Origin of the sequence: Streptomyces sp. NPDC058964, assembly GCF_042741275.1 — a bacterium.
Taxonomy (GTDB): Bacteria; Actinomycetota; Actinomycetes; order Streptomycetales; family Streptomycetaceae; genus Streptomyces.
In genome coordinates, this window is record NZ_JBHYKH010000052.1 from 8,101 (window position 1) to 28,716 (window position 20,616).

Below are 20,616 nucleotides of genomic sequence, written 5' to 3' on the forward strand. Positions count from 1 at the left end.
GGGGGGGGGGGGCGGGGGCCGGGGGGGGGGCGGGGGCGGGCGCGGGGGCGCGGGGGGGGGCTGTCGCCGATGGCCAGCACCTGGCGTCCGAAGGTGGTCCGGCGCACCACGAACGCCATCAGTGCCGTGAGCACCGCGGCGATCAGGACGAGATACGGCACGCCCAGCGCGTCCCCCGAACCGAGCGCCGCCATGCCGGGATCGCGCACGTCCTTGAGCTGAGGGAGCAGTACCAGGGCCAGTCCGCGTCCCGCGACCATCAGGGCGAGCGTGGCGACGATGGGCTGGACGCCCACGAAGGCGACGAGGGCACCGTTCGCCGCGCCGACCACGATGCCACCGAGCACCGCTGTCAGTGCGGCGGTCCACGGCCCGTACCCGAGGTACAGGGACAGCAGTGAGGTGGACAGGGCCATCACCGAGCCCACCGACAGGTCGACGCCCTCGGTGCCGATCGCCAGCGCCATGCCCAGTGCCACGACCAGGACCGGGGCGACCTGGACGGCCTGGGTGCGGAAGTTCTCCGTGGACAGGAAGTGCGGGGTGAAGGCGAAGTTGAACAGCAGCAGCACCACGACGCCCGCGTAGACGCCGTATTCCTGCAGCAGCCGCAGCAGCCGTGTGCGGTCCAGCGAGCCGCGCACGAGTGCGAGGTCAGTCATCATGTCCTCCCGCGGGTACGGCCGCGATGGCGCGCACCAGGCCGTCCTCGGTGACGTCGTCGCCGGTCAGTTCGCCGACCACCGTGCCGTCCTTGAGGACGATCAGGCGGTCGCTGCCCTCGATCAGTTCCTCGGTGTCGGAGGAGATCAGCAGGACGGCGAGACCGTCGTCGGCGAGTTCGTCGATGAGGGCCTGCACCTCCGCCTTGGCGCCGACGTCGATGCCGCGCGTCGGCTCGTCCAGCAGCAGCACCTTGGGGCGCAGGGCGAGCCAGCGGGCCAGCAGCACCTTCTGCTGGTTCCCGCCGGACAGATCGCCGACCTTCTGGTGCGGACCGGCCGCCTTGATGCGCAGCCGCTTCATGAACGTCTCGACGATCCGGTCGATGCGGGCCTCGTCGACGAGACCGAAGCGGGACAGTGCGGGCAGCGCGGCGAGCGCGATGTTCTCGCGGACCGACAGTCCCGGCACGATGCCCTCGGCCTTGCGGTCCTCCGGGAGCAGGCTGATGCCGGCGCGGATCGCGGCGGCGGTGGAGCCCGCACGCACCAGGGTGCCGTCGACCGTCACCCGGCCCGCGTCGGTGGGCAGGGCCCCGGCAAGCGCCTTCGCCGTCTCACTGCGGCCCGAGCCGAGCAGCCCTCCGAGGCCCACCACCTCTCCCGGCCGTATCGAGAGCGACACGTCGCGCAGCCTGTGACGGATCCTCAGTCCAGTGGCGCGCAGCACCGGTTCGGACGCGCTGTCGTGCGAGCCGGAGAACTTGGTGAGGCCCTCCGTGCGCACCTGGCCGATCTCCCGGCCGAGCATCATGGCCACCACTTGCAGCCGGTCGAGTCCGGCGAGCGGACCGGTGTGCACCACGCGTCCGTCGCGCAGGACGGTGACCGTGTCGCAGATCTCGTACAGCTCCTCCATGCGGTGGCTCACGTAGATCACCGCGACGCCGCGCTCGCGCAGCAAGCGGATCACTCCGAACAGGGTGGCCACTTCGCGCGGTTCGAGCGACGAGGTCGGCTCGTCCATGATCACGACTCGTGCGTCGACGGCCACGGCCCGGGCGAGAGCCACCATCTGCTGTGCGCCGATGCCCAGTTCGCGCAGCGGGCGGCGCACGTCGACCCGGATCCCGAGTCGGCGCAGGGCCTCGTCGGACTCGCGGTGCATGCGCCGGAAGTCGATCAGGCCCAACCGGCCGCGCGGTTCACGGCCGAGGAAGAGGTTGCGGGCCACGCTCATCAACGGGACGAGGTTGACCTCCTGGTAGATGGTGGAGATGCCGGCCTGCTGGGCCTGCAGGGGCGTGGTGTAACGGACCGGGGCGCCGTCGTACGTCATCTCGCCCGCGTCGGGCCGGTACACGCCGGTGAGCACCTTGATGAGCGTCGACTTGCCGGCGCCGTTCTCGCCGACGAGCGCGTGCACCTCCCCGGCGCGCGCGGTGAAGCCGACATCGGACAGGGCGCGCACGCCGGGGAAGGATTTGGACAGCCGGGTGACCGAGAGCATGTCAGTAGGCCTTGCCGAGGTCCGCCCGGGCGTTGCTCTTGGCGTAGGCACTGTCCTTGATAACGATGTCTTCCGCCACCTTCTCGCCCTCGGTGAACGTGGCGAGGGTCTGGAAGGCGAGCGGCCCGAAGCGCGGATTGGACTCGATGACGCCGTAGATCCAGCCGTCCACGATGCCCTGCACGGCGTTGCGCGTGCCGTCGATGGTGACGATCTTCACGTCGCCCGGCTTCTTGCCCGCGCTCTTGAGGGCGTTGACGGCGCCGAGGCCCATCTCGTCGTTCTCGGCGTAGATTCCGGTGATGCCCGGCTTGGACTGGATCAGGTTCTCGGTCACCGACTGGCCCTTCTCGCGGGCGAACTCTCCGGTCTGCCGGAAGACGATCTTCAGGCCGGGTGCCTTCTCCTTGATCCGGTCCTCGAAGCCCTTGGTGCGCTCGGTCGTCACGTTGTTGCCGGCCGCGCCGAGCAGAACGGCGATCTCGCCCTTGCCGCCGGTCGCCTCGATCATCCGGTCCGCGGCCCGTCGGCCCTGTTCCACGAAGTCGGACCCGATGAAGCTCACGTAGTCCTTGCAGGCGGTGGCGTTGATCTTGCGGTCGATCGTCACGATCGGGATGTGCTTGGCGGCCGCGGCTCGCAGCACCGGCTCCCAGCCGTCGGAGTTCAGCGGCGCGATGACGAGCAGGTCGGCGCCCTTGGCGATGAGGTCCTGGACGTCACTGATCTGCTTGGAGAACTGCGACTGGGCGTTGGCCGTGAGGAGTTCGACGCCTCGCTTCCGCGCCTCGGCCTTGATGGACGCGGTCTCCGCGATCCGGAAGGGATTGGCTTCCTTCTCGGACTGGGAGAAGCCGACGGTGGCGCTGTTCAGGTCGAGTTTCCGGCCGCCGTAGGCGTCCACGGTGCAGGTGGGTCCGGAGCCGGTGCCCGGCGAGGCGACCACCTGTCCGGCGTCGCCGGGCTGGGAGGCGGAGCTGCCCTTCCCCGAGTCGTCCTCGGACTTGGTGCATGCGGTCACGAGCGCCAGGCTGGTGACGAGGCCGGCGGCGAGGAGGTGGCGTGCGGAGGTGCGACGGACAAGTGCGATGGGCTTCATGGGAGTCCCCAAACGGCGCGGCCCCGGCGCGTGAGAGCGCTCTCGGGGAGGCTGGCTCTTGCGGTCAACTCGGCGTGCACGTCGTTCAGGGGAGGTTTTTACATCGTTGGAAGGGGCCTGTAAACCCTCCCGTCCGAAATCCCGTCAGCATCCGCCAGCGTCCAGTCAGCGTCGTCCCAGCGTGCTCTCCCGCTCCACCAGCCGGAAATCCGCGGTCAGTTCGCGTCCACCGGTCACCTCACGCCCCGACAGACTGCGCAGCAGCGAGGCGAGGGCCATGCGCGCGATCGCCTGCTTGTCCGGCGATACCGTGGTCAGGGTGACGGCCCCGAAGCGCCCCTCGGCGAGGTCGTCGAAACCCACCACCGCCACGTCCCAGGGCACCCGCAGACCCCGCTCGTGGAGCACTCGCATCGCCCCGATGGCGATCAGGTCGTTGAACGCGAACACCGCGTCCGGGCGCACCCCCGAGTCCAGCAGCTCGGCCATCGCGCGCGCCCCGTCGTCCCGGTCCCAGCCACCGACCGGCACCACCAGGCTGTCCGGCGCGGGCACTCCGGCCGCGCTCAGTTCCTCGCGCCAGCCGGCGAGGCGCAGATGGGCGGGCCGGTTCGCGGAGTCGGTGCGCGCGCCGAGATAGGCGATCCGGGTGCGGCCGCGACCGAGCAGATGACGAACCGCGCACCGGGCCGCCGCGACGTTGTCGATCGCGATGTGGTCGTAGGGCAGGTCGTACACGCGCTCACCGAGCAGCACCAGCGGCACGTCGTCCGACCGGCCCTGCAGATCCTCGGCCTCCAGCTCCAGCGGGCTGAGGATGAGCCCGTCGATCACCCGGGCCCGGAAGCCCTGGCTGACCAGGATCTCCTGTCGGCGGTCACCGCGCGTGTGATCGAGCAGAACGGTGAACTCGTGCTCGGCGGCCGCGTCGATCACCGCACCGGCCAGCTCCGCGAAGTACGGGTTGCCGAGCTCGGGCACGGCCAGCGCGATGATCCCCGTTCGCCCTTTGCGCAGATGCCGCGCGGTCAGGTTGGGCCGGTAACCCAACTCGTCGATGGCCGACTGCACCCGGGCCCGCATCGCCGGGGTGACGTGCGGATAGTTGTTGACAACATTGGACACGGTCTTGATCGAAACGCCGGCGCGTTCCGCCACGTCCTTCAGGCTGACCCGCAAGGGATCTCCTCAGCGTCGATGGGCGCCCCGTCCCCGGAGCCTTTGTCATGACCCTGGACAGCAGCCGGGAGCCGTGCTCTCATGCCAACTGCCGTTCCTTCCAACGTTGTACAGACAGAAGCAACGAGCCGCCACCCTTCCTCAGTCAAGGAGGATTCGTGCGCATCCAACCCCTAAGGCAACGTCTCGCCCTGCTGCTCGCCGCGGCGCTGGGCACCGCGGGACTCGCCGCGACACCCGTCGCGAACGCGGTCGACGATCCCGTCGAGGTTCACGGCCTCAAGGGCGAGTACTACACGCAGTCGGCCCCCGGCGCCTTCGACTTCCACGAGCTCAAGGCGACCGGATTCGATCCGAAGCTCGACTTCGACACCCTGGAGCCGCGACTGAACTTCGCCACCGGGCAGTCGGACGACGTCAGCGTCCGCTGGACCGGGAAGATCGTGCCGGAGAAGACCGGCCCCACCACCTTCTCGATCACCGGGGACAACGGCTTCCGCCTCTGGGTCGGCGACACCCTGGTCATCGACCACTGGGTCGACGACTGGGACCGCGAACAGACCGGTCCTCCGGTCGAGTTGACCGCGGGCCACGACTACGACATCAAGGTGGAGTACTTCGAGCACTACGGGGGCTCCAACCTCCATCTGCGGTGGACCCCACCCGGCGGCGGCAAGACCGCCGTCCCGCAGTCCGCGTTCCGCCTGCCCGACGGCTTCGACTACGACGGGGCCACCTCCACCACCGTCGGCGCGGACGGCCGCACGCTCCGACTCGGCTTCGCCCAGGCCCTCTCCGCGCCTCCGGCGGACCTCACCGACCACATCGCCGCCGTGATCGGCGGCGCCACCTGGCCGCTCGGCACGGCCCGGCTCGACCCCGCCGATCCGAAGTCGCTCCTGATCGCGCTCAAGGAACCCGTCGTCGGCAACAAGACCGGCACGGCCCCCGGCCTCGCCGACGTCCGCTACGACGGCAGGGGCGGCCTCAACGCGGACAACGGCAACGTTGTCAGACCGTTCTGGAGCAGCGGCGCCAACAGATCCACCTACGAGCTGCGCACCAAGTGGGCCGACGAGGTCTCACCGCGCAACGCCCATCCCGAATACCCGCGGCCACAACTGACCCGTGACTCCTGGCAGAACCTCGACGGATCATGGCAGTTCGCCGCCGCCAAGGCCGGGGAACAACCGCCGGTCGGCAAGCACCTTCCCGAGAAGGTCCTCGTCCCCTACCCCGTCGAGTCGCAGTTGTCCGGCCTCGAACGGCACGAGGACCGCATGTGGTACCGGCGCACCTTCACCGTCCCGGCCGGCTGGAAGATCGGCTCCGGCAAGCGCCTGCAGCTGAACTTCGGCGCGGTCGACTGGCAGGCGGAGGTATACGTGAACGGCACCAAGGTCGCCGAACACAAAGGTGGCTACGACAAGTTCAGCGCGGACATCACCGCGGCCCTCGAGCCCGGCCGCATCCAGGAGCTGATCGTCGGCGTCTACGACCCGACCGACGCCACGAACGGTGAGAACCCGCCGCTGGGCAAACAGCGCCTGGACCCGAGCGGCATCTGGTACACCCCGTCCTCCGGCATCTGGCAGACCGTGTGGATGGAGCCGGTGACGCCCGACCACGTCGACACGCTCAAGCTCACGCCGGACGTGGCCGCGGGCACCCTGACGATCGAACCCCGGGGCGTGCGAGACGGACTGCCCGTCACCGCCACCGCCTACGACGGAAAGCGCAGAGTGCGCACGGTCACCGGCCGCAGCGGAAAGGCCCTGACCCTGCGGATCCCGAAGGCCCACCTGTGGTCCCCGGACGACCCCTTCCTGTACGGCCTCGAGGTCGGCGTCGGGGGCGACCGCGTCGGCAGCTACTTCGGGATGCGGTCGGTCGAGGTCGAGAAGGTGAACGGCGTGCCGCGCACCATGCTCAACGGCAGCCCGGTCTTCATGATGGCCACGCTCGACCAGGGCTTCTGGCCGGACGGCCTGTACACCGCCCCGACCGACGAGGCCCTCGCCCACGACCTGAAGATGCACAAGAAGATGGGCTTCAACGCGGTCCGCAAGCACATCAAGGTGGAACCCGACCGCTGGTTCTACTGGGCCGACCGGCTCGGCCTCATGGTGTGGCAGGACATGCCGGCGATGACGGCCGGGGTGAACCCGAGCGCCGCGGCCCGCGCCGAGTACGAGCGCGAGATGAAGCAGATGATCGACGAACACGTCAGCAGCCCGTCGGTCGTCATGTGGGTCACCTTCAACGAGGGGTGGGGCCAGTACGACATGGCCCGCATCGCCGACCAGGCCAAGGCCTGGGACCCGACCCGGCTGGTCAACAGCATGTCGGGCCTCAATCTGGGGGCCGACGGAGGCACCGGCGACATCATGGACGAACACGGCTACCCGAGTCCCGCCCTGCCACCGCATCCGGACGGTGAACGGGCTCTCGTCGCCGGGGAGTACGGCGGCCTGGGGCTGGCGGTCCCCGGTCACGCCTGGTCGGTCCAGCAGTCGTACGTGGACGTCGACCCCTCGGCCTACACGGACGACTACCTCAAGAAGCTGGCCGAGGTGCACGCCCTCGCCTGCAAGGGCGGCAACGGCGCCGTCTACACGCAGATCTCGGACGTCGAGGGCGAGCTCAACGGCCTGATGACGTACGACCGCAAGGTCGTCAAGCCCGATGCCGAGCGACTCGGCGCGGCCCAGCGGGCGCTGATCGACGACGCCTCGCGGGTGACGCCCGCCGGCTGCGCCTGACCCCGAGGCGGCCTCGGCGGACGCCTCCCCGCCACCGCCGGGAGCCGTGCGCTGATGCGCGCACACGGTGCGGTCCGTCCCCGCGCCGAGAGGCGGACGGACCGCACCCCACCGCCCGGCGGGAAGGACGAGGCACGGCCCTGCCTTCGCGCACGGCAGGACAGGCGCCCGCGCCCCGCTCCCCGACTCCCCCGACAGGAGAGGCCGTATGCCTCTCGCCCGGCGACACTTCCTGCAGACCGGAGGCCTGGCCGTCGGCGCCGGTCTCCCGGCGCCGCCCGCCACCGCGGCCGACGGCCTCGCCCCCGACGTCTTCGTGGCGCAGTTCGAGGACAGCGGGACCGACGACCATCTGCGGCACCTGGTCTGAGCGGGTGTCAGGCCGAGCACCGGAAAACCCGACGCAATCTTGACGGGTACACGTCCACACCGAAGAATGAGGCGCGGCTTTGACAACGTTGTCCACGCGTCCTGAGGAGGCACACCCGCCCATGAGAAGGACCACATGGCTACGCGGTGCGTTGAGGGGGGTCACGGCGGCGGCACTTCTCGGCGCCGCACTCGCCGGGCCCTCGGCCCTGGCGGCCGACCGGGAAGGCCCTCTCACCGACCTGGTCAATCCGTTCATCGGTACCGAGAACGAAGGCAACACCTACCCTGGCGCCGCCGTCCCCTTCGGCATGGTGCAGCTCTCGCCGGACACCGGCCACAACACCGGCTACGACTACTCCCAGAACCACATCCGCGGCTTCTCCCTGGTGCACCTATCCGGCGTCGGCTGCGGCCTCGGCGGCGACCTTCCCGTGCTGCCGACCACCGGTGACGTCACGCGGACGGACTACGCCTCCTACGCGGCGGAATTCAGCCACGACGACGAACGGGCGAGCCCCGGCTACTACCGGGTCGGCCTGAAGTCCGGAATCGAGGCCGAACTGACGGCAACCGCACGCACCGGTGTGCAGCGCTACACCTTCCCCGCCACCGACAGGGCCAACGTCCTGCTGAACGCGGCCCAGTCACTGCACACCGGGGTCTCCTCCAAGGTCGAGATCCTCGACAACCGCACCGTCCGCACCGCCATCACCGGCCGCGGATTCTGCCAGGACACCAAGCCGTACACGGTCTACACGATCACCCGGTTCGACCGCCCCTTCGCCTCGTACGGCACCTGGAACGGCTCGACGGTGACCGCGGGTTCGACGAGCGGAGCCGGCGGCGCCTACGTCCGCTTCGACACGACGAAGGACCGCACCGTCGAGGCGGCCACCGCCCTGTCGTACGTCGACGCACACGGCGCCGCAGTCAACCTCCGTGCAGAAGGCGGCCGTTCGTTCGACTCCGTGCGCGGCCGGGCCCTCCGCAGCTGGGAGGACCGGCTCGCCGACGTCCGTGTCCGTGGCGGCGACGACAGCCTGCGCCGGACCTTCTACTCGTCCTTGTACCGGTCATTCCTGGCGCCGAACACCGGCAGCGACGCCGACGGCCGTTACCGCGGCTGGGACCTGCGCGTCCACCGCGCCAGGGGCTTCACGTACTACCAGAACTGGTCCCTGTGGGACACCTACCGCACTCAGTGCCAGCTCCTCGCCCTGCTGGCGCCCCACGAGGCCCGCGACATGGCGCTGTCGGTGCTGAAGGTCGGCGAGGAGGGCGGCTGGCTGCCCAAGTGGGGCTACGGCACGGTCGAGACGAACATCATGACCGGCGACCCCGTCACCCCGTTCCTGACCACCGCCTACCACCAGGGCCTGTTGAAGGGGTACGAGAAGCGCGCGTACCGCCTGTTGCGGCGGAACGCCGACGGCGTACCGCCGGCCGGTTCCCCGAGTGCGGGCCGGGAGGCCAACGCGGAGTACATCGCGAACGGCTTCGCGCCGTACGTCGAGGGCCGCCCGCATGCCAAGCTCGGTGACTCCGACTACCACCAGGGTGCCTCGGTCACCCTGGAGTACGCACTGTCCGACGCGATGCTGGCTCAGATGGCGCGCGGTCTGGGGCACTTCGCGGACGCCGACCGGTACGCGGCCCGCTCCCGCAACTACCGCAACGTCTTCGACCCCTCGACCGGCTTCTTCCGTGCCAGGGACGCCGCGGGGGCCTTCGCCGGACCGGCCGACCCGGCCCGCAGCGTCGGCTTCCACGAGGGAACGGCCTGGCAGTACCAGTGGCTGGTGCCGCAGGACCTGCCGGGCATGATCGGTCTGATCGGCGGCGAGCGGGCGGCGAACGACCGGCTCGACGCGTTCTTCGCATACGACCGGCTGCTGGCGGACCCGGCGCGCACCGCGCGCGAGGTGTGGGTGCACGGCGACCCGTACGCCTACTACAACGCGGCCACGTACAACCCGCAGAACGAGCCCGACCTCATCGCCCCGTACACCTATCTGGCGACCGGGCAGCCCTGGAAGACCACGGACGTGGTGCACGCGGCGCTGACCCTCTTCACCGACACGCCGACCGGCATGACCGGAAACGACGACCTGGGCACGATGTCCGCCTGGAACGTGCTCTCGTCGATCGGGCTCTTCCCGGTCCAGCCCGGCTACGGCACCTGGGGCCTGTCCACGCCGGTCTTCGACCGGGTCGACCTGACCCTCGACCGCCGTTACTGGCCGGGCGGCGGGCTCACCGTGACCGCGCCCGGCACCACGGCCGCCGACCGGTACATCCAGTCGGCGCGCACGGACGGAGCGCCGTACGACCGGACCTTCCTGACGACCGGCGCGCTGCGGTCACTGCGCTCGCTCGCCTTCACCGTGGGCCCGCGCCCGTCCGCGTGGGGTACGTCACCCCAGGCGGCGCCGCCGGTCCTGAAGTGACCTCAGGAGCCCCATGAACCCCGCTCCTCCCCGTAGGGGCGGGACTTAATCTGCTGTTAACTGAGCGTGGCCTGATCGTACTTGACCGTAATCGGCTGCCAGAGGTTGACTGCTTGTCCACCCACTGTCGATGCGAGGCAAGCCCTTGACTGCTGACCTGCTCGCTCCCCTCGACCTTGCGTTCTGGAACATCGAGTCCGACCGTCACCCGATGCACCTGGGCGCGCTCGGTGTCTTCTCCGCGCACTCGCCCACCGCCGGCGCCCACGCAGCCGATCTGCTCGCCGCCCGCGCCGCCGCCGTCCCCGGACTGCGGATGCGCATCCGTGACGTCTGGCAGTCGCCGGACCTGCGCCGCCCGCTGGCCTTCGGCGGCGCCACCCGTGAGGCCGACCCCGGCTTCGACCCGCTGAACCACGTACGCCTGCACGCCCCGACCGACGACTTCCACGCCGTCGCGGGCAGGCTCATGGAGCGCCCGCTTGAGCGCGGCCGGCCGCCCTGGGAGGCACACGTCCTGCCCGGCGAGGACGGGGTCTCCTTCGCCGTGCTCTTCAAGTTCCACCACGCCCTCGCCGACGGCCTGCGGGCGCTCAAGCTGGCCGCCGGCGTCCTGGACCCGCTGGACCTGCCGGAGCGCGGCCCCCGTGCCATCGAGCCGCCGCGCGGACTGCTGCCCGACGTGCGCAAGCTGCCCGGCCTGCTGCGCGGCGCGCTCTCCGACGTGGGCCGGGCCCTCGACATCGGCGCCTCCGTCGCCCTGTCCACCCTGGGCGTCCGCTCCTCCGCCGCGCTCACCGCCGAGCCCAGCGGCACCCGGCGAACCGCCGGAGTGGTCCTGGACATCGACGACGTGCACCGGGTCCGCAAGGCCGTCGGCGGCACCGTCAACGACGTCCTCATCGCCGTCGTCGCGGGTGCCCTGCGCCGCTGGCTCGACGAGCGCGGCGACGGCAGCAAGGGCGTGGCGCCGCGTGCCCTGATCCCCGTCTCCAGGCGCCGCCCGCGCACCGCGCAGCCACAGGGCAACCGGCTCTCCGGTTACCTGATACGGCTTCCCGTCGGCGACCCCGACCCGGTCAGCCGGCTCGGCACGGTCCGTACGGCGATGGACCGCAACAAGGACGCCGGCCCCAACCGGGGCGCCGGTGCCGTCGCCCTGCTCGCCGACCACGTCCCCGCCCTCGGTCACCGCCTCGGCGGCCCGCTCGTCGGTCAGGCGGCCCGGCTCTGGTTCGACATCCTGGTCACCAGCGTGCCCCTGCCCGGCCTCGGCCTGCGGCTCGGCGGACACCCGCTCACGGAGGTCTACCCCTTCGCCCCGCTGGCCCCCGGCCAGTCCCTGGCGGTGGCGATCTCGACCTACCGCGGACGCGTGCACTACGGACTGGTCGCCGACGCGCGGGCGGTGCCGGACCTCGACGTGCTCGCCCGCGCGGTGACGGACGAGGTGGAGACGCTGATCGCGGCCTGCGATCCCTGATCATGACCGGTTTGCCGGTGCGGCCCGGCGCTCCGTAGACTTCCCCGTTCGAAAGCGGGCGCGAGTCGGAGCGCTGCGCGCAGGATCAGGGAACGGCAGCGCGATGACGGTGACACAGGACGGCCCGACGGCCGAGGACGAGGCGGTCTACGGCCCCGGCATCGACCCCGAGCGCCTGGCCGTCTGCCTCGGCGTGCTCGAGGAACTCGACCGGCTCGAGGTCGACCACCCCGACGCCATCGCGGTGCGCCGGGCGACGGCCGGCGTCTACCGGACGGTCAAGCAGCGCCGCCGCCAGGAGCGCCGGGCCGCCAAGACCGCCCACGACAAGGCGGTCACGGAGGCCACCGCGACCGGCTCCGCCCAGCGCATCGACGACGAGACCGAGGGCATCCTGCCGTCGTCGGTCACCGAGGCGGGCCAGGTCGCCGGGATACTCCAGCGGCCCCGCTCCTGCTACACCTGCAAGGCCCGCTACGTCGAGGTCGACTACTTCTACCACCAGCTCTGTCCCGACTGCGCCCGGACGAACCGCGCCAAGCGCGACGCCCGCGCCGACCTCACCGGCAAGCGCGCCCTGCTCACCGGCGGCCGCGCCAAGATCGGCATGTACATCGCGCTGCGCCTGCTGCGGGACGGCGCGCACACGACGATCACCACGCGCTTCCCCAAGGACGCCATCCGCCGGTTCAAGGCGATGGAGGACTCGGCGGACTGGATGCACCGGCTGGAGATCGTCGGCATCGACCTGCGCGACCCGGCGCAGGCCGTCGCCCTGGCCGAGCAGGTCGCCGAGGCGGGTCCGCTCGACATCCTGATCAACAACGCGACGCAGACCGTGCGCCGCCTGCCCTCCGCCTACGCGGCCCTGGTCGAGGGCGAGAGCGCGCCGCTGCCCGCCGGTGAACTCCCCGCCCACCACGTCATCGGCGCCTTCAACTCCGGCGCCGTCGACGGGATCGCCGCGCTGCCCGTCGGCACCAGCGGCCTAGACGCGCAGAAGGTCGCCGACCTCGCGCTCGTCGCGGGCAACGCCAGCGTCGCCCGGCACCTCGACGGCACCGCCATCGACGCGGGCGGGCTCGTCCCCGACGTCGTCGAGACCAACACCTGGGTGCAGACCATCGACCAGATCTCGCCGGTCGAGCTGCTGGAGACCCAGCTGTGCAACTACACGTCGCCGTTCATCCTGATCAGTGCCCTGCGCCCGGCGATGGCGGACGCCGCGAAGAAGGCCGTCAGCGGCCGTGCCTACGTCGTCAACGTCTCGGCGATGGAAGGCGTCTTCGGCCGCGGCTACAAGGGCGCCGGGCACCCGAACACCAACGCCGCGAAGGCGGCCATGAACATGGTCACGCGGACCAGCGCCCAGGAGATGTTCCAGACCGACGGCATCCTCATGACGTCCGTCGACACCGGCTGGATCACCGACGAGCGTCCGCACTACGACAAGCTGCGCCTGGCCGAGGCCGGCTTCCACGCCCCGCTCGACCTGGTCGACGGCGCGGCTCGCGTCTACGACCCGATCGTCCGCGGCGAGCAGGGCGAGGACCTGTACGGCGTGTTCATGAAGGACTACGCGCCCGGCAAGTGGTGACCGGAGCGAGGGGCCGGATCCCACCGGGCGGGCCCTGACCGGGCCCGCCGACCTTCTGCCGGGGGCACCCGGCGCGGTCAATTCGTGCACCGGTGATCCATTCGGGGGTGGTCCGTTCGGCGGCGTCGGCCGCCGGTCACAGCACCGCCCGCGCGACGTCCTCCGGTTCCCCGATCCGCCCGAGGGGCAGGCCCGCGGCGATCTCCTCCTCGCCCGCCTCCCACACGAAACGGGCCATGTCCGTGCGGACGAGGCCGGGGGAGACGGAGTTGACCCGCACCCGGGGTGCGAGCTCCCCGGCGAGCTGCCGGGTGAGATGCAGGAGCGCGGCCTTGCTGGTGCCGTACGCCCCGACATGAGGCCCCACGTGCCCGGCGCCCTCCGTGCAGATGTTGACCACGGTCCCACCGTGCTCGCGCATCCAGCCCCGCCAGGCGCACTGCACCAGCCGCAGCGGTGTCTCGACGTTGACGGTGAACGCCTCGCGCCACAGGGCCGGATCGGCGTCCATGAGCGGTCCGTACGGCTGGTTCGTCGCCGCGTTGTTGACCAGGATGTCGAGCCGTCCGAACTCGCGCAGGACCAGCTCCGTCAGCTCCCGCTGCGACTCCGGGTCGGCCGCGTTCCCGGCCATTCCGATGCCGCCCAGCCCGGCCGCCGTGCGCCGCACCTCGCCCGCGTCCCGCGCGGCCACGCACACCAGCGCCCCGGCGGCGGCGAGCGCGCCGGCGACGGCGCGCCCGATCCCGCGCGTGCCGCCGGTGACGACGGCCGCCCTGCCCTCGATCCCGTACGACGACGTCATCGCCGTACCGTCTCATGACGGGCCGTCAGTCGACAGCCCCCAGACGCGAGTTGCGCGCCGACACCAGCTCCAGCACCGTGCGCCAGTCCTCCAGCACCCCGGCGTCGAACCCGGCGGTCCGGCTCTCCTCGCCCGCCTGGCGCAGCCGCAGCACGTCGTCGTCGGCGGCGGGGTCGAAGAGCGGGCCGCGGTGGTGGCGTACCAGGTGGGAGACCCGCTCGCCGAGCAGGGGCCGTACCGCGTCGGCCGCGCGGTCGGCCCGCCCGCTCTCGTCATCGGGGCCGAGCAGCCGCCCGATGCCGTGCACCAGCCCCGCCACCTGGAGCTCCTTGTCGGCGGGGCGGCCGCGGCGCAGCAGGGCCGCGGTCCGCAGCGCCCGCTGGTGCGGACGGGCCGCCAGCAGCTCCATCAGCTCCTCGACGCTGCGCAGCTCCATGCGTCAGTCCTCCCGCGAGACAGCCGTTGCCGTACGTCAGCAGATCATGACCAGCTTGCGAGTCGGCCAACGGCACTTGAACTGAACAACGTGGACGTCGATATAGCCCAATTGGGTGATCCCAAAACCCGCATTATGTAACAAATCATTGCAGAATGGTCCTGGTGGAGCACTGAGTGACTCGAGATAGTTACAGCTTGTTTGCACTCCCTATCGAGCGCACCCCTGCTCATTTGGTTAGTCTGTAGCCGACGGACAGCACTACGGGTCCCACCCACACCCACGGTCCGTCCCGGGACAAGCCGGTACACCACGGCCTGCTCTCGTTCGAGTGACCGGCGCCACCGCGTCCGAGCTGGCCTTCCATCCAGACCCGAGCGGGCGTCAGGCACCGGATCGCAGACTGACCGGTACGCCCCGAGGGTGACCCGACACATAAGGAGTGCGCGGTGACACCGGAGAAGACGAATCGCGATCAGCGCCCCAAGGAACGCACGGAGCGCGCGGGCCGCAGGCCCGGAGAGCTCGGCAGCCTGGACGTGTGGGCCCGCTCCGCCCCGATCCGCCTCGCGGGCTACGAGGAGGACCTCGCCGAACCCCACATCCTGCCGAGCGTGGACTGACCCGCGGGTCAGCCCCATCGCGTTCGCCTGACGCATGGGCGTGCGAGACTCACGCCCATGCTGATCAGAGAAGCCGCGGCCGACGACTGGCCGCGGATCTGGCCTTTCTGGCACCGGATCGTCGCCGCCGCCGAGACGTACGCCTGGGACCCCGACACCTCGGAGGAAGCGGCCCGCGAGCTCTGGATGAGCCCCGCAAAGCGGGTCTACGTGGCCGAGGACGCCTCCGGAGCCGTCGTCGGCTCCGCCTACCTCGTCCCCAACTACGGCGGCCCCGCCGCCGGTGTCGCGAACGCCGGTTTCATGGTCGACCCCGACCGGGGCGGCCGCGGCATCGGCCGCGCCCTCGCCGAGCACATCCTCGCCGAGGCCGAGGTGCAGGGATACCGCGCGATGGTCTTCAACGCGGTCGTCGAGACCAACCCCGCCGTGAAGCTGTGGACCTCCCTGGGTTTCACCGTCCTGGGCACGGTGCCGGAGGCGTTCGACCATCCCCGGCACGGGCGGGTGGGACTGCACATCATGTACAGGGCGCTCGGCTAGCTGTATTGACCCGCAGGATTGTTGACGCGGCTGATGGGTGGTTGGCCGTCGAGTGCGGTGTGGCACCGGTGGTAGTTGTAGGTGTGGAGGAAGTCTGTCAGGGCTTCGGTGCGTTCGGCGTTGCTGGAGTACGGGCGGCACGTATGCCCATTCGTCGAGCAGGGTGCGATTTAGGCGCTCCACCTTGCCGTTCGTCTGCGGGCGATAGGGGCGCGTGCGCTTATGGACGATGCCGGTGGCGCTGAGAGTCTGGCCGAACAGGCGGGATCTGTAGCAGGAGCCGTTGTCGGTGAGGACGCGCTCGACGGTGATGCCGTGCTCGGCGAAGAAGGTATTCGCGCGCTGCCAGAAGGAGGCCGCGGTCTCTTTGCGTTCGTCGGTCAGAACCTCGCTGTACGCGAGCCGGGAGTGATCGTCGACGGCTGTGTGAACGAAGCTGTAGCCGATCACGGGACTGCCGCCCCTACGCACGTCGGTTGTGGCCTGCCGATTGCCCGCGGCCTGCTGGCGGGGCATGATCCGATGTCCGCCGCCGTCTGGAATGTTGCCGAGCTTCTTGATATCGACGTGGACCAGTTCGCCGGGATGTGATCGTTCGTAGCGTCGGATGATCTGACCGGTGGGCCGGTCCATCCAGCGCAGCCGGTTCAGGCCGTAGCGGGTCAGGACACGTGGACCGTCGAGCTGGGTATGCCCAGGACCGGGCCGATCCGTGCAGGACCGAGCTTGCGGTCGCGCCGTAGCTCGCAGATGCGATTCTCGACATCGGCAGGGGTTCGGTGCGGTGTCGTCAGGGGTCGACTGGAACGGTCATACAACCCCGGATCGCCTTCGGCTCGCCAGCGCCGGACCCATTTGTGGGCTGTGGTGCTGGAGATGCCCATTTCTTCGGCGACGTGGGCGATGGGTCTGCCAGCGCGGACCCGGTCGACGAGGAGCCGTCTGCCGTGGATGGTCAGCCGGGCATGGGGGTGGGGCACGGGAAACCTCTGGGATGGTGCGGAATCTGATGCGGAGTCTGAGTTTGTGCCCGAGGCCGCCGATCTGGTGATCGACGTCCTCGGGCGATAGAGGGCGAGCCTTTTGTGGGCGGCGAGTCAGGCCGGGGCCGTCTGCGCGCCCCACTGGATCTATTCGGCCCAGGCATGCTCCAGCTGGGTGCGGAAGGTGGCGGGTTCTCGCCCGATCAGCTCGGCCAGCGTCGAGTCGACAGCGGTGAACTCGCCATTCCGTGCCGCGGCGAAGATGCTCAGCATCAGGTCGGCGATCGGGGCCGGGGCGCCGTGCGCCAGGACCTGCTCGCGGAAGGCGTCGTCGGGGACGACGGTGCGGGTGAAGGGCCGTCCGGTGGTCTGGGACGCGATCTCGGCGACGGTGTCGAAGTCGAGCGCCGCCGGGCCGGTGAGCGGCGGGGTGGGCCCCTCGAAGCGGTGCTCCTCGGCGAGGATCGCCGCGGTGGCCTCGGCGAGGTCGTCGTGGCCGGTCCAGGCGACGGGGCCGTCGGCAGGGAGGGCGATGTCGCCGGCGTGGCGGGCGGACTCCAGGAACTGCAGGGCGCTGGAGGCGTAGAAGCCGTTGCGCAGCGCGGTCCAGGGCAGGCCGGTGGCGCGCAGCAGGTCCTCGGTCTGGGCGTGGTCGCGGCATGCCTGGAACCGGGAGTCGTGGGCGGCGCCCATCTGGCTGGTGTAGAGGATGCGGCCGACGCCGGCCTTCACGGCGGCGTCGATGGCGGCGCGGTGGCCGGTGACGCACTCCTGGCCCGTGCGGTCGAGGGAGACCAGGAGCAGTTGCTCGGCGCCCTCGAAGGAGTGCACGAGCGAGGCGGGGTCGTCGAAGCTCCCCTGCCGGACGCGTACGCCGCGGTCGGCGAGGTCCTGGGCCTTGCGGGGGTCGCGGACGCTGACGCCGACGCGGTCGGCGGGGACGCGCTCCAGGAGGCGCTCGACGGTGCGGCGGCCGAGCTTTCCGGTGGCTCCGGTCACGATGATCATTGGGTTCTCCCGACACTATTTCCGGTGGAATCACTTCAACGGTAACACTGGAAATTCCGGTGGAACCAAATCCTCGGTACCATCGGTTCATGGCTACGCGCGACTCCACCGACAGCCCTCGGCGCCGCATCGTCGAGGCGGCCGTCGAGCTGCTGGAGAACGGCGGCCCTGACGCGGTGAGCACCCGCGCGGTCGCCGCCGCGGCCGGAATGCAGCCGCCGGCGATCTACCGCCTCTTCGGCGACAAGGAGGGGCTCCTTGAGGCCGTCGCCGAGCACGGCTACGCGCAGTTCCTGGAGAGAAAGCGCGCGCAGCTCGACCCCGCTCCGCAGGACCCGGTGGAGGAGCTGCGCCGCGGCTGGGACATCGTGGTCGAGTTCGGGGTCTGTCGCCCCGAGTTGTTCGCGGTGATGAACAGGGCCACCGGCCGGGGATCGGACGCAGCACACCGCGCGGGCCTGGAGATCCTCCATGGGCGGGTGCGTCGGCTGGCGGCCGGGGGGTGGCTGCGGGTCGACGAGGAGCTGGCCGCCCAGATCATCCAGGCCACCGGCCAGGGCGCGGTCACCACCTGGCACTCCACCCCCGCGGACCGCCGCAATCCGGCGCTGTTGACCGTCCTGCGCGAGTCCATGGTCGCGGCCGTCACCCGCGCCGAGCCGGCGGTCCCCACCGCGGAGTCCGGTCCCGCCGCAGCGGCCCGCGCGCTGCGCGCCGCCCTCCCCGACGACGCCGATGTCCTGAGCGACGCCGAGCAGCGCCTGCTGCGTGAGTGGCTCACGCGCCTGGCGGCGGACGGTGGCGCGCCGCATGCCTGATCGCGCTCAGGCGCCCTCGTGCAGGTTGAACCTTCCGAGGAGAGATCGTGCGATGAAGCGGTGTCCACCAGATGAGACAGTGGGCGACCACACGGCTTCGGCTGGCTCCCCCTTGCCCATAACGCGCCTCCAGCCTTGATCACGTCTCCGCCGCCCACTGTTAACAACGCTCGTGGTCATTACAGCTAGCGAGGGCGGGGACGTGGGGGACAGGAAGTACACCGAGGCCGACATCCGGATCGTGGAGATCGACGAGCACGTCCGCGCGAATCCCGCCATGCGCTTCGGAGCCGCCCGGGGGAACCCCGGGCTGGCCACCCGGGTGCCGGCCGAGGTGCTGTCGCACGTGCTGCACCCCGCGGCACGCCTCGCGCCCCTCCACACGCTGCGGGCCGAGGCGGAGGTCCTCGGCGACCTCGTCTTCTCCATCCGCGACGACCGGCCCGACGCCCTGGACGAGCGAGGTCTGCCCCGTGAGGGCTACTGCGGATCTCTCCTCGGTCCGGACCGCTGGATCGCCGCTGCCGCCGCGGCCCTGTGCGCCCGCACCCTGGTCGAGGTGTGGCGCGACGGTCACGGACTCCGGCAGGAACTCGCCGGGATCCGGCCGGCCGAGGAGCCGCGGAGGTTCGACGCACCCACCGGGGCGGGCACCAGGCTGGTCTTCGAACTGGACGAGACGCACTTCGGGCCAGGTGCGGTGATCGCCGGCGATCTCACCGGACTGGATCTGCACGGACCGTACTGCGCCGAGCCTCCCGGTCCCGGCCATGTCGGCCTTCGCGATCTGCGCGGGCCGGGAGAACCGGTCGTGATCCGCCACCGGTGAGGGCCTCCGTCAGTCGAGCGGTGCCGTGCGCTGCCATGGGTGCAGCTTCTCCAGCTGCCCGGCCAGCTCCAGCAGGTCCGCCTCGGTTCCGGGGCGGCCCACCAGCTGCACGGCACAGGGGGCGCCCGAGGGCAGGGTGCCGAACGGGACGGACATCGCGGGCCAGCCCGTGAGGTTCCACGGCGGCGTCAGCGGCGAGTAGTTGGTGTTGGCCAGGACGTTGGGCAGCCAGCCCCGCTCGTGCCACGGCACGGACCTGGGGGAGCGGCGGGCCAGCGCGGGCGTCAGCAGGACGTCGTGCTCGGTGAAGAACGGGGTCAGCCGGCGGCGCAGGCGTTCGCGCCGGTCGCCGGTGCGCACGGTCCGGACGAAGCGCCGGCCGACGGCCGCGTGGACCCGGGTCCGCCGGGTCAGTCGTGCCGGGTCGAGACCCTCGGCGTCCACCGCGGTCCCCGCCGTCCAGTGCTGGAGTGCCGTGACACCCAGCGAGAGGGGGTACGGAGGCTCCGCCCGGCGCACCCGGTGACCGGCCCCGGCCAGCACGGCGGCCGCCTCGCGTACCGCGGTCGTATACGGCTTGGTGACGGCGACACCGGCAAGGGGGCTGCGCAGGGACACCGCGATCCGCCGCGTGGCCGGCTCCCCGCGGGCGGCGAACCGCTCGTCCGCCAGGACCGAGAGCACCAGGCACAGATCCTCGACCGTCGTCGCCAGCGGTCCGTTCTCGGACATGCCGAACCAGTCGCCGTTGCCTATCCCCGCCGGAATCACCCCATGCCCCGGCTTCAGCGTGACCAGGCCGCAGTTCGCCGCAGGGATCCGCAGCGAGCCCATGCCGTCGTTGCCGAGGGCGACCGGGACCATCCCGGCGGCCACCGCGGCCGCGCTGCCGCCCGAGGAGCCGCCCGCCGTGCGCGTGGTGTCCCACGGGTTGCGCGAGGTGCCGTGGACGCCTTCCGTGGTGCCGAAGATGCACAGCTCGGGCACGTTGGTCAGGCCCACGACCACCGCGCCCGCCGCCCGCAGCCGGGCCACGGTGACATGGTCCTCTTCGGCCGGTGCGTCCGGTGTCGCCACCGAGCCGACGAGGGTGGACTCGCCGCGCACGGCCAGATTGTCCTTGACGGCCACGGGCACGCCCGCCAGGGGGAGTTCGGCCAGATCGGAGCGGTCCGCCACCTCGTCGGCCGCCGTGAGCGCCGAGTCGGCCAGCACCTTGCGGAACGCGCCGACGCGGCCGTCGAGGCGCTCGATCCGCGCCAGGTGTTCCGCCACCACCTCCCGGGGTGTGACCCGCTTCTCGCGTACGGCGGCGGCGATCTCGGCGGCGGTCCGGCCGGCCCAGCTGGTCACGGGTGCTCCTCGGGAGGCGACGGTGTGGTGCGCGGGAGCGTACTCGGCAGTACGCAGGAAGAACTGTGCACGGTCGCGCGCGCGGCGTCGAGAGGCCGCCGCCCGGT

Annotated in this window: 16 protein-coding genes and 2 pseudogenes; 9 read left to right on the forward strand and 9 right to left on the reverse strand. The window is 71.1% G+C overall.

Going from position 1 to position 20,616, the window contains the following annotated elements; translation table 11 throughout:
• From ACFW2E_RS09670 to ACFW2E_RS09685, 4 genes are all read right to left on the reverse strand, one after another.
• A partial coding sequence (locus ACFW2E_RS09670; protein WP_384463989.1) for an ABC transporter permease occupies positions 1 to 662 on the reverse strand: 662 nt, incomplete at its 3' end.
• A complete protein-coding gene (locus ACFW2E_RS09675; RefSeq protein ID WP_384463992.1) occupies positions 655 to 2,172 on the reverse strand; it encodes a sugar ABC transporter ATP-binding protein in 1,518 nt (505 codons plus the stop codon). The genes ACFW2E_RS09670 and ACFW2E_RS09675, both read right to left, overlap by 8 nt.
• Before the next feature lies 1 nt (position 2,173).
• Positions 2,174 to 3,271 (reverse strand): ABC transporter substrate-binding protein, encoded by a 1,098-nt coding sequence (locus ACFW2E_RS09680; protein ID WP_384463994.1) that lies wholly within the window; start codon positions 3,269 to 3,271, stop codon positions 2,174 to 2,176.
• 165 nt (positions 3,272 to 3,436) lie between these two features.
• On the reverse strand, positions 3,437 to 4,450 hold the full coding sequence (locus tag ACFW2E_RS09685) for a LacI family DNA-binding transcriptional regulator (protein WP_384463997.1): 1,014 nt from the start codon (positions 4,448 to 4,450) through the stop codon (positions 3,437 to 3,439).
• 158 nt (positions 4,451 to 4,608) lie between these two features.
• On the opposite strand from ACFW2E_RS09685, the gene ACFW2E_RS09690 reads away from it, so the two are divergent.
• The 5 genes from ACFW2E_RS09690 (at position 4,609) to ACFW2E_RS09710 (ending at position 13,111) form a co-directional block, all read left to right on the forward strand.
• Entirely contained in the window at positions 4,609 to 7,212 is a 2,604-nt protein-coding gene (locus tag ACFW2E_RS09690; RefSeq protein ID WP_384464000.1) for a PA14 domain-containing protein, read from the forward strand.
• 208 nt (positions 7,213 to 7,420) lie between these two features.
• Positions 7,421 to 7,582 carry a hypothetical protein gene (locus tag ACFW2E_RS09695; protein WP_384464003.1) on the forward strand — a complete coding sequence of 54 codons (162 nt, stop codon included), beginning with the start codon at positions 7,421 to 7,423 and terminating at the stop codon, positions 7,580 to 7,582.
• 121 nt (positions 7,583 to 7,703) lie between these two features.
• Positions 7,704 to 10,031 (forward strand): GH92 family glycosyl hydrolase, encoded by a 2,328-nt coding sequence (locus tag ACFW2E_RS09700; protein WP_384464006.1) that lies wholly within the window; start codon positions 7,704 to 7,706, stop codon positions 10,029 to 10,031.
• 145 nt (positions 10,032 to 10,176) lie between these two features.
• On the forward strand, positions 10,177 to 11,514 hold the full coding sequence (locus ACFW2E_RS09705; RefSeq protein ID WP_384464033.1) for a wax ester/triacylglycerol synthase family O-acyltransferase: 1,338 nt from the start codon (positions 10,177 to 10,179) through the stop codon (positions 11,512 to 11,514).
• 103 nt (positions 11,515 to 11,617) lie between these two features.
• On the forward strand, positions 11,618 to 13,111 hold the full coding sequence (locus ACFW2E_RS09710) for an SDR family NAD(P)-dependent oxidoreductase (RefSeq protein WP_384464009.1): 1,494 nt from the start codon (positions 11,618 to 11,620) through the stop codon (positions 13,109 to 13,111).
• A gap of 139 nt (positions 13,112 to 13,250) precedes the next feature.
• Here ACFW2E_RS09710 and ACFW2E_RS09715 read toward each other — a convergent pair.
• A pseudogene (locus tag ACFW2E_RS09715) lies at positions 13,251 to 13,916 on the reverse strand (glucose 1-dehydrogenase); the annotation flags it as partial.
• Positions 13,917 to 13,941: 25 nt separating this feature from the next.
• Complete coding sequence (locus tag ACFW2E_RS09720) at positions 13,942 to 14,352, reverse strand: hypothetical protein (RefSeq protein WP_384464012.1); 411 nt, start codon at positions 14,350 to 14,352, stop codon at positions 13,942 to 13,944.
• 449 nt (positions 14,353 to 14,801) lie between these two features.
• Here ACFW2E_RS09720 and ACFW2E_RS09725 point away from each other — a divergent pair, with 449 nt between their 5' ends.
• Positions 14,802 to 14,975 carry a hypothetical protein gene (locus tag ACFW2E_RS09725; RefSeq protein ID WP_356037185.1) on the forward strand — a complete coding sequence of 58 codons (174 nt, stop codon included), beginning with the start codon at positions 14,802 to 14,804 and terminating at the stop codon, positions 14,973 to 14,975.
• A gap of 57 nt (positions 14,976 to 15,032) precedes the next feature.
• On the forward strand, positions 15,033 to 15,518 hold the full coding sequence (locus ACFW2E_RS09730; protein WP_384464015.1) for a GNAT family N-acetyltransferase: 486 nt from the start codon (positions 15,033 to 15,035) through the stop codon (positions 15,516 to 15,518).
• Here the strand turns inward: ACFW2E_RS09730 and ACFW2E_RS09735 are convergent.
• Both ACFW2E_RS09735 and ACFW2E_RS09740 read right to left on the reverse strand, forming a co-directional pair.
• Positions 15,515 to 16,498, reverse strand: a pseudogene (locus ACFW2E_RS09735) (IS481-like element ISSav7 family transposase). The gene ACFW2E_RS09730 and the pseudogene ACFW2E_RS09735 sit on opposite strands and share 4 nt — an antisense overlap.
• Positions 16,499 to 16,648: 150 nt before the next feature.
• Positions 16,649 to 17,509, reverse strand: coding sequence for an SDR family oxidoreductase (locus ACFW2E_RS09740; protein WP_384464018.1), 861 nt, complete (start codon positions 17,507 to 17,509; stop codon positions 16,649 to 16,651).
• A gap of 89 nt (positions 17,510 to 17,598) precedes the next feature.
• On the opposite strand from ACFW2E_RS09740, the gene ACFW2E_RS09745 reads away from it, so the two are divergent.
• On the forward strand, positions 17,599 to 18,327 hold the full coding sequence (locus ACFW2E_RS09745; RefSeq protein WP_384464021.1) for a TetR/AcrR family transcriptional regulator: 729 nt from the start codon (positions 17,599 to 17,601) through the stop codon (positions 18,325 to 18,327).
• Between the two features lie 202 nt (positions 18,328 to 18,529).
• Entirely contained in the window at positions 18,530 to 19,156 is a 627-nt protein-coding gene (locus ACFW2E_RS09750) for a hypothetical protein (protein ID WP_384464024.1), read from the forward strand.
• Positions 19,157 to 19,165: 9 nt separating this feature from the next.
• Here the strand turns inward: ACFW2E_RS09750 and ACFW2E_RS09755 are convergent, their stop codons facing one another.
• Positions 19,166 to 20,509 carry an amidase gene (locus ACFW2E_RS09755; protein WP_384464027.1) on the reverse strand — a complete coding sequence of 448 codons (1,344 nt, stop codon included), beginning with the start codon at positions 20,507 to 20,509 and terminating at the stop codon, positions 19,166 to 19,168.
• Positions 20,510 to 20,616: the final 107 nt, after the last annotated feature.

Coding starts and splice junctions, on each gene's coding strand:
- ACFW2E_RS09675 (WP_384463992.1), bottom strand. CDS start 2,172: ATGCTCTCGGTCACCCGGCTGTCCAAATCCTTCCCCGGCGTGCGCGCC.
- ACFW2E_RS09680 (WP_384463994.1), bottom strand. CDS start 3,271: ATGAAGCCCATCGCACTTGTCCGTCGCACCTCCGCACGCCACCTCCTC.
- ACFW2E_RS09695 (WP_384464003.1), top strand. CDS start 7,421: ATGCCTCTCGCCCGGCGACACTTCCTGCAGACCGGAGGCCTGGCCGTC.
- ACFW2E_RS09700 (WP_384464006.1), top strand. CDS start 7,704: ATGAGAAGGACCACATGGCTACGCGGTGCGTTGAGGGGGGTCACGGCG.
- ACFW2E_RS09710 (WP_384464009.1), top strand. CDS start 11,618: ATGACGGTGACACAGGACGGCCCGACGGCCGAGGACGAGGCGGTCTAC.
- ACFW2E_RS09720 (WP_384464012.1), bottom strand. CDS start 14,352: ATGGAGCTGCGCAGCGTCGAGGAGCTGATGGAGCTGCTGGCGGCCCGT.
- ACFW2E_RS09730 (WP_384464015.1), top strand. CDS start 15,033: ATGCTGATCAGAGAAGCCGCGGCCGACGACTGGCCGCGGATCTGGCCT.
- ACFW2E_RS09740 (WP_384464018.1), bottom strand. CDS start 17,509: ATGATCATCGTGACCGGAGCCACCGGAAAGCTCGGCCGCCGCACCGTC.
- ACFW2E_RS09745 (WP_384464021.1), top strand. CDS start 17,599: ATGGCTACGCGCGACTCCACCGACAGCCCTCGGCGCCGCATCGTCGAG.